Source organism: Deinococcus detaillensis (assembly GCF_007280555.1).
Lineage (GTDB): Bacteria > Deinococcota > Deinococci > Deinococcales > Deinococcaceae > Deinococcus > Deinococcus detaillensis.
In genome coordinates this window covers 1-7,768 of sequence record NZ_VKDB01000052.1, presented here as the reverse complement: position 1 = coordinate 7,768, position 7,768 = coordinate 1, and the positions used below count along the sequence as shown (strand labels likewise).

Genomic DNA, 7,768 nt, shown 5'->3' with positions numbered 1-7,768 from the left:
CCCATTGCTCTGGCGAAGAGGTGACTCTCGTGCTGGGTAAAAAAACACGGTGCTGCCCCCAGCGGTAGATCAGCCTGTCCCGCCCGGGACAGCCCTCAAGCGCGTAAGAGTCGAGCGAAAGTAAGGTTGCCCTGCCCTTAATCCCACGGCACCATTCCCGTCAACGTACGGCGAGTTGCCCGGTAGCGTTGATGCTGAGCTGTTTGGCGCTCAGCAGCAAGCGGCGTTCCAGCCGGAAGCCGAAACCGGTCCAGCTCCACTCGCTCAGGGCCACGGATGACGCGTTCCGTCCGTTGGCGTAACGGCCCTCCAGCGTGACCATCCGTCCGTCCGGCAGCACGGTCAGGGCCGTGACAGGTTGGAGCAGCGCACTGCCCACCCAGATATCACGGTAGTTGCCGCCCGGCCCAGGCTTAAGGACCGCGACGTGGGCACTATCGCCGCGTGCATCGTGGTTGGCAGTGATAGGTGAGCCGGAAGAAGACCAGCGCGTGATCGGCCAGTCGTGCCAGGGCCGCCACACGGCCAGGACGCATTCGGGACTGCCGTCACCCGTCACGTCAGCGTAAACCTCAGAGCGCACGTCCCAGGACTTCGGCAGCTTCAGAGGAGGGCAGGGCAAGGGAGGACGCAGCGCCCCCGTAGAAATGAGCGTGCCATCTGCCCGAAGCGTGTACCAGCCGCCCTTACCCCCACCGGCCAGCGCTACACCGATCAGCAGCAATGCGGGCAGAAAGGGCTTCACCCGCAGCCCCTCAGCCCCAGCCGGGCGAGGATCCGGGGGCGCTCCTCTCCGTTGGCGAACGAGACGCGGCCTGCCCGGTAGCGGGTGGAAACGGCGCAGGCGCTCCAGCCTGCCAGTTCCCGCGTGACCCGCACCACTGCCCCCACCCGCGCGTCCGGGTAAGGTTGATCCAGCAGCAGATTGCCCAGGCTATACAGCACCAGGGTGTTACCTATCCGCTCGTGGCCTTGCAGGACGTGTGGCCCGCTGCCTACGATCAGGTCTGCCCCCGCTGCGGCCAACGCGTGGGCCAGCCAGCGCTGACGCGCCGTGACCGGACCATATTCCGCTCCCCAGTGAACGCCCACCACCACTGTCTGTGCTCGCCGTGCACCCTCCCGGATGGCGGCCATGGGGGGCGGTGTGTAGTCGTCGTCAAAGAACGCGATCCAGGCGACGGGAACGCCGCGCACCCGCGTTACAATCAGCCCGCGCGTCACCGGGGTCACACCGTTTTTCTGAAGCACCGTCCGTGTCTGCGTCTGTCCCGTTACGCCGCCGTCCAGCGCGTGATTGTTCTCTACACCCAGATGGGTGAATGCAGCCAGGGCCGCCACCCCGGCAGGCGGTGCACGCAAATCCAGGCCACTTCCTTGATGAGGCTGCGTGGTCAGAGGGGATTCCAGGTTGCCGAAGGTGGCGTCGGCCTTGAGCGCCGCCTGAATATCTGAAAGAGCAGCGCTCCAGTCTGCGGCGTTGATCTGAGCCACTCCACGCCCCACGCTCACGTCCCCCACCAGCGCGAACGTCAGCGGTATCGGGTCTTCCCGCCCGCCAGAAGTGAGGGCCAGCAGGCCGAGGACAGACAGCAGCGTGGCGCTGGCCTTCACGTCACCGTCCTCACTTCACCACGATACCGTCCAGCCACGGGTGCGTCGGGGGTAGCTTCCCCGCTTTCAGCCGCGCCCGCCACGTCTCGTCGGTCAGGCGCTGAGAGACAGGAACTGTGAACTCGTACTGCGAATACACCCCGCCCCGCGCGATCTGCTGCCCGCCGCGCCCGTCCGGCACGACGGCGTACAACTCGTGAATGGTGCCGGTGCCCTCCTCCAGAGCCACACCGTTCGCCGTCGCCACGTCTGCCACCACGCCCGCGTAGGGCTGCTCGTCGAAGGAGGGCGTACCACCGTCATCGCCACCCTCGGGATCGGTGCTGGCAATTTTGAGCTGCTCAAGCCAGCCGCCGAAAAAGTGGATGCGGTCATAACTGTCGCGGCTCAGGGGCTGTCCGGTCAGTTGTTTGGCGCTCACGGTTTTCAGAAACTCCAGCATGCTGCGGAGTTCCGTCAAGTTGTTATCGGTGCGCTCGGAAAGAATCTTTTGATTGGTAAGCACGTGGCGGGTCAGGGTTTCGAGCGCCAACAACCGGGTCCAGACTTGGACGTTGGGCTCCACATACCCGCGCGGGTGTTCGGGTTCCTCGCCCCCACCCATCTCGACCATGACCTGCTTAGCGTACAGCAGTGTGTCGTGCCGCAGCTCGGTCCACGATCCCAGCGCGGTGAGCATCTCTTTGCGCGTCCACGCCGGGGTCCGCATGAAGGCCGGATAGCGGCTGTCCCGCGTTTCCGGTTTCGCCAGCGCCTGCAGCACGTATAACCAGCCGCTGTAGACGTTGGCGTTCCAGTCGGCGGGTTGCAGCACCGCGAACTGGGTGCGGGTCTTTTGCATCTGCGGCCCGTAGTTGGCGTAGGCCGCGTCGCCCAGTGTCCGCAGCTCGTTCAGCGCGGGGTCGCTGCCCATGGCGGCGAGCAGGTCCAGCCCGCGAGGGAGGGTGCGGGGCTTTTGTTCGGTGCCGACCTCGCGGTAGATGAGCTGTTGCAGCGCCGCGCCGTCCAGCGTGAAGCGCTGCCCCATCAGCCGGAAACCCAGCGTCTCGCGCTGGCGAACGTCCGCGCCTTCGCCGGGTTTCGCCACCACGAAGACGCTGTTGACGCGCGGCGGTGGCAACTTGGCGAGACTGGCCTGGAACGCTTCCAGGGTGGCCGGATCGCCCAGCTTGCGGATGTTCCCACCTGTGACCGCTTGGAGGGCCTGTGCGTACTGTCGGTAGTTCAGGTCGTCGCCCGCGCCGATCAGCAGCGCTGTGGGATCGTACACCCTTGCCCACAGTTTTTGCGCCTGCGCGTCTCCGGTCATTAGGTGCGTGATCAGGGCCGCCGTGCGCGTCTCGCCGGGCTTTGTGACCCGCAGGTTCATGCGGCCCAGCCAAGTCAGCGTGCGGAAGTAGCGTTTCAGTGTCTCGGAGCGGGTGTAGTGGCCGCGCGGCACATACTGTGAGTAATCTTCCAGCATCTCTGAAGCCGCGAAGATGGGCGAGGACGCCATCCCGGCGTGGGCGTCGATCAGTTTCAGTTCCGCTGCCACCAGCGCCGCGACTTCCACCGGAACTGGAGCTGCTGGATCTGCCAGTTTCTGCGCTACTGCCAGATAAGCCAGCGCCCGCCGCGCGTCTTCTTCCAGAGGCGTGCCGCCCAGCGCCTTCAGTTGCCGCTGCGCGCTTGCCACCAGCCGCGCTGTGAGCTGCCGGACCGTCGGTGCGAGCGTCTCGCGTTCCAGGTCGCGCAGCATTTTGTCGAAGACGAGGTGGTAGATATGCAGCACCGAGTCCGTGGTCACGAAGACTGGCTGCTCGGCGTAGCGGGTGGCCTCATACACCGCGTCGAACTGCCGCCACCCGGCGGGCGTGATCACAAAGCCCTGACGGGCGAGAGCCGTGCGCTGCGCCGCGTTCAAGGCAGGCAACCCCAGGTCCGGGTTGCCTCTGAGCAGGCCGGGGTTGCTGAGCGCACCGAGGTTGACCGGCAGCGTGGAGGCCGCCCCCCCCGCGCCAGTAGAAAGGGTCACGAGACAGGTTAGGGCTGCGATCGAGTGGGAAGGGGTCATGGTCTCCATACAGTACACGAGGTGTAGCTGGCATTAGATTCCGGGTGGCAGCTTAATTCAGAATGGAAATTCTTGGATCAAGAAATACTCCGAGAGCGGGCCTTGCGTCCTGAGCGTAAACGACACTCCAGGTGCAAACTGCTTACCGTTCTCTCCTGACCCACTCCCATTAACAGCTTGGTTTGCTGAGCAAAGACATCTCGGCAAAATGAGGCCGTAAGTCAGCTGGCAAACTGGCGGCCAACTGAAGGTGCAGTCTTTGATGGTCCTTCTCAAGGCTTCTTTGTTCCGCCGGAGCCGACGCTGCGAGCAGACTGCGGGTCAGGGCCAGCGCCTCCAGCGGCGCGAGTCGACTAGATGCCAGCAGGGCGCGGGCCTCAGTTTGAGCGTGCGGGTTGGCCTCAGCATGGAGACGGATGCCGAGTTCAAGCGCCTGCAGCGAAGGCCGTTGAAGCGGGACGGGCAATGCCTCCAACGCTGCGTCAGGTCGCCCCAGCGCTAGATACGCGGCGCTGCGTAGGAGAGTCAGCCAGCTCCAGTCATCGCCTTGACTGTTGCCCTGCTGAGCCAGCAGATTCTCCAAGCGTCCCAGCACTGCTGAACCCTGTCGCCGGTACAGTCCCAGTTCGGCGTGGGCGATTTCCAGAAGCAGATGCGGCTCCTGGCCACTGCCGTGGAAGTCACGGGCCTGTCCCAGCCAGCGCTCAGTCCCTTCTGGGTCACCGAGTTGCAGCAAAAATCGCGCCAGGTGAATGCGGCGGGTCAGTTGTACCGCCACCGCACCGATCTGATCAGCCAGCTCAATGGCCAGAAGGTCATGTTCCAGCGCCTGACCGAGTTCACCCTTGAGCCGGTAGACATCGGCAGCGCGGCTGCGCAGGAGACCCTCGTGCACCGGGTCACGCGGCTGTGGCAAAACGGCCAGCCCTTCATTCAAGGCAATAAGTGCCTGCTCCAAGTGGCCATGATCGACCTGAAGGCGCACCATGTTGTTGAGAAACATCACTTGCAGGTGAAGGTCGCCGGTGGTGCGGGCGGCGCTGAGCGCTTCTTCCAGGCGGCGCAGTGCCAGCCCCTCATCGCCGCTGCTGTGAGCGATGCGTGCGCTGGAATTGAGCGCAATGGCGACGGCACGGGCGTTGCTGTCGGCCCGAAAGCCGTTGAGCGCCGCTTCATTGTGCTGACGGGCGAGTGGCAGGTCGCCGCGCTCGAGCGTGAGATTGCTCAGATCGTTGTGAAGCTGGGCCAACAGCAGCGCGGAGCGCTCACCAGGCAGGGCCAGTGCTTGGGTCAGGAGGTCTTCTCCCTCACGGTGCCGTCCGAGCCTCCCAAGGGTAAAGCCCGCCAACCTGAGCGCCGCCGCTTGCTGCTCCAGCAACAAGTGTTGACTCAGCAGCGCCTGGGACGCTGTATGGGCCTGCGCGTAGTACCCGGCGTCCAGAAAGAAGATGATCCAGCGCAAGCTGAGTTCGGCTTGCAGGTCGCTGTCAGACAGATGCTCGGCCAGGCTTTGAAGGGCCGTCAGCTCAGCTTCGCGGGCGGGCAATTCGCCCAGCGCTCTGAACAGTTCGGCACGGGCCAAACGCACGTCGTAAGCTTCCCGCGCCGTCAGACCGTTGTCGAGCGCCATCTGGTACTGGCCCAGGGCCACGCGGTGGGCGTAGAGCTGCGCCGCGTCCTGAGCGCTCCGAACGCGCCAGCCCGCAGCCTGCGCTCTTTGCCCGGCCTCCTCAAGATGACGGGCCACCCGGCTGGCGGGGCCACCCGTCTGCTCCAATCGCTCAGCCAGTTTGCGGTGAATCAGGCGGCGGCGCTCGGGCGTCTGTTCCTCTTGGAGCACCCGCCGCACCAGATCATGCGAGAAGCCGTACCCGGTGGGCGTGCGCTGAAGGAATCCGGCCCCCAGCAGCCGCTCCAGGGCTTCCAGCGCTTCCCAGTCGGAGAGCGAGAGGGCCGGAGCCAGATCGTCCAACCCAAACCCGTCTTCTGACAGGCTGGCCGCCTCCAGCAGTCGCCGCGCCGCCGGGCCGTGGTGACTGACGCGCTGCACGGTGGCCTCACGCACGCTGTGCGGGAGGGGCAATTCAGCGTAATCGCGTGTCACGCCGTCAAAGGGCGTACTCCACGAACCGTCTGGCGCTTGCTGCAAGAGGCCCGTGTCGAAGAGGTGCCGCAGGCTTTCGAGCAGGTACAGCGGGTGGCCGGAAGTCGCCTCGAACAGCCGTGCGGAGAACAGTTGGGCCGACGAACTGCCGGACAGCACCTGAACCAGATTCAGTACGTCTGGCCCGCTGAGGCCAGTCAGGGGCAAGCGGCACAGATGTCCCTCACGTTCCAGGCTGCCCAGGGCCGCGCTGAGGGCCGGATGGTCGGCGAGTTCCTGTGCCCGCGCCGTGGCGATCAAGCGTGGGCGCTGCTCTGGAGGTTGGCGCACCAGATGCAGCAGGAGTTCCAAGGTCATCGGGTCGGCCCAGTGGAGATCGTCAAAGACCAGCACGCCGTCCACACCGGCGGCGCAGATCAGCGCCCGCGCGACGCCGTCCAGAAAGCGGGCACGTCCATCAGGCTGAAAGGCGCTAGAGGCAGCGGGATCGAGTTCCGGCACCAGCCGGGCCGCTTCCGTGCGCCACAACCCGTCCAATGCGGTCAGTCGTTCGCGGCTTCTGGCATCAGTCAGTGCTGTCCTGAGTGCCTCGGCGGCAGGATAGAGCGGCGTGTGCAGCGACACTTCAAAAGCCCGCAGGTGTAGCGCCGCGCCGAAGGTGGAGGCGAACGCCCCCGCCAGCCGCGTCTTACCGATACCCGCCTCGCCCACTACGACCGTGAGGGCGGCTGGAGCCTCTTGCAACATGGCCCACTCAGCGCGGCGGCCCACCAACGGCAGCTCTAGGCGTTGCCCCGGATTGAGGGCAGGAGCGGCAGGCTCAGGCGGCGCAGCCGCATTCAAGTTGGCGATCAGCGCCCGTGTTTCCGGGAGCGGTTCCAGGCCCAGCTCACCCCTGAGCATCTGGGCGTAGTGCTCGTAGCGGCTCAGGGCGGCAGCGCGTTCGCCCAGCGCCAGTTGCAGCCGGATGGCTTCGCGCTGATGGACTTCCTGAAACTCGTCGTCTTGCAGGAGTTGCACTTGCAAACCCAGTGCGCCGCGCAGATCGCCTGCGCGTTCCAGCTCGGCGGCGTGACGCTGGGCCGCATCTTTCCACAGCGCTGTGAGACCGTCCCGGCGCTCAGCCAGCCAGTCTTCAAAGCCCCCCGCGCCAGGCAACTCAAAGCGGCTCAGCAGCGGTCCGCCGTATCCGGCCAGGGCGCGGCCGAGGTCGTGGGTGGCCAGGGCTTGATGAAAGTCGTTCACGTCAATCCACACGTTCGTCGTAAGGCCCACACGCTCAGTTTTGACGTCCAACCACGCCGAGAGCGGTGAGCGCTGAAGTCGCCACAATTCCTGACGCAAATTGCGGCGGGCGTCGCTCTCAGTCAGGTTCGTCCACAACAGATCGGCCAACTTGTGCCTATCAGTGGGGCCTTCCAGCGCCAAGTAAGCCAGCAGGCCCAGCCCTTTGCGAACCGAAGGCGTCAGCTCTAATCGGCCCAGGTTGAGCGCTGGAACACCCAACAACTTAAATTCGAGTAAATCTGAAGGAGGCATAGAGATTGGAAGGATTATGACACTTCGGTCAGGCGAAACCTCTCCGGTGACGCAGCGGTTACGGCTTGGTTTCTAAGCTCTGTTCAGCTTCGGGGCCGAGCCTGAAGACTGACAAGGAGAACACCATGAACCGTCCCCTGATGAATACCGTTTTGATCCTGAGTTTCAGCTTTGCTGCTGGCAGCACCTCTCTCGCCAACTCTGTGCCCGCTTCCGTGCCGCATAACCTCACGGCCCTGTCGGTCAATCTCCAGCCCACCACGGCAGACATAAGCCTCACTCCTCAATTCAGCAGCGCCCTGGCGGGCGTGATCAAGCGCATCCTCCACAACCCGCCAGACTGTTAAGTCTCTAAAGCTCACTGAGCAAGCCCTGATGCCACACCGGGATCAGGGCTCTTTTTTGCCTCACACCAGCGGTAACGGCGATCTGCGGCGGTTCCATCCGCGCGGTGA

At 64.8% G+C, this 7,768-nt stretch carries 5 protein-coding genes; 1 reads left to right on the top strand and 4 read right to left on the bottom strand.

Going from position 1 to position 7,768, the window contains the following annotated elements:
- Positions 1 to 160: 160 nt before the first annotated feature.
- From FNU79_RS18425 to FNU79_RS18410, 4 genes are all read right to left on the bottom strand, one after another.
- On the bottom strand, positions 161 to 745 hold the full coding sequence (locus FNU79_RS18425) for a hypothetical protein (protein ID WP_143722259.1): 585 nt from the start codon (positions 743 to 745) through the stop codon (positions 161 to 163).
- A complete protein-coding gene (locus FNU79_RS18420) occupies positions 742 to 1,614 on the bottom strand; it encodes a CapA family protein (protein ID WP_225430180.1) in 873 nt (290 codons plus the stop codon). The genes FNU79_RS18425 and FNU79_RS18420 overlap by 4 nt, the downstream gene beginning before the upstream one ends.
- A 10-nt stretch (positions 1,615 to 1,624) precedes the next feature.
- Complete coding sequence (locus FNU79_RS18415) at positions 1,625 to 3,631, bottom strand: DUF3160 domain-containing protein (RefSeq protein WP_225430179.1); 2,007 nt, start codon at positions 3,629 to 3,631, stop codon at positions 1,625 to 1,627.
- Between the two features lie 208 nt (positions 3,632 to 3,839).
- Complete coding sequence (locus FNU79_RS18410) at positions 3,840 to 7,313, bottom strand: ATP-binding protein (protein WP_143722257.1); 3,474 nt, start codon at positions 7,311 to 7,313, stop codon at positions 3,840 to 3,842.
- 125 nt (positions 7,314 to 7,438) lie between these two features.
- Between FNU79_RS18410 and FNU79_RS18405 the strand changes: the two genes are divergently transcribed.
- Positions 7,439 to 7,660, top strand: coding sequence for a hypothetical protein (locus FNU79_RS18405; RefSeq protein WP_143722256.1), 222 nt, complete (start codon positions 7,439 to 7,441; stop codon positions 7,658 to 7,660).
- Positions 7,661 to 7,768 lie beyond the last annotated feature (108 nt).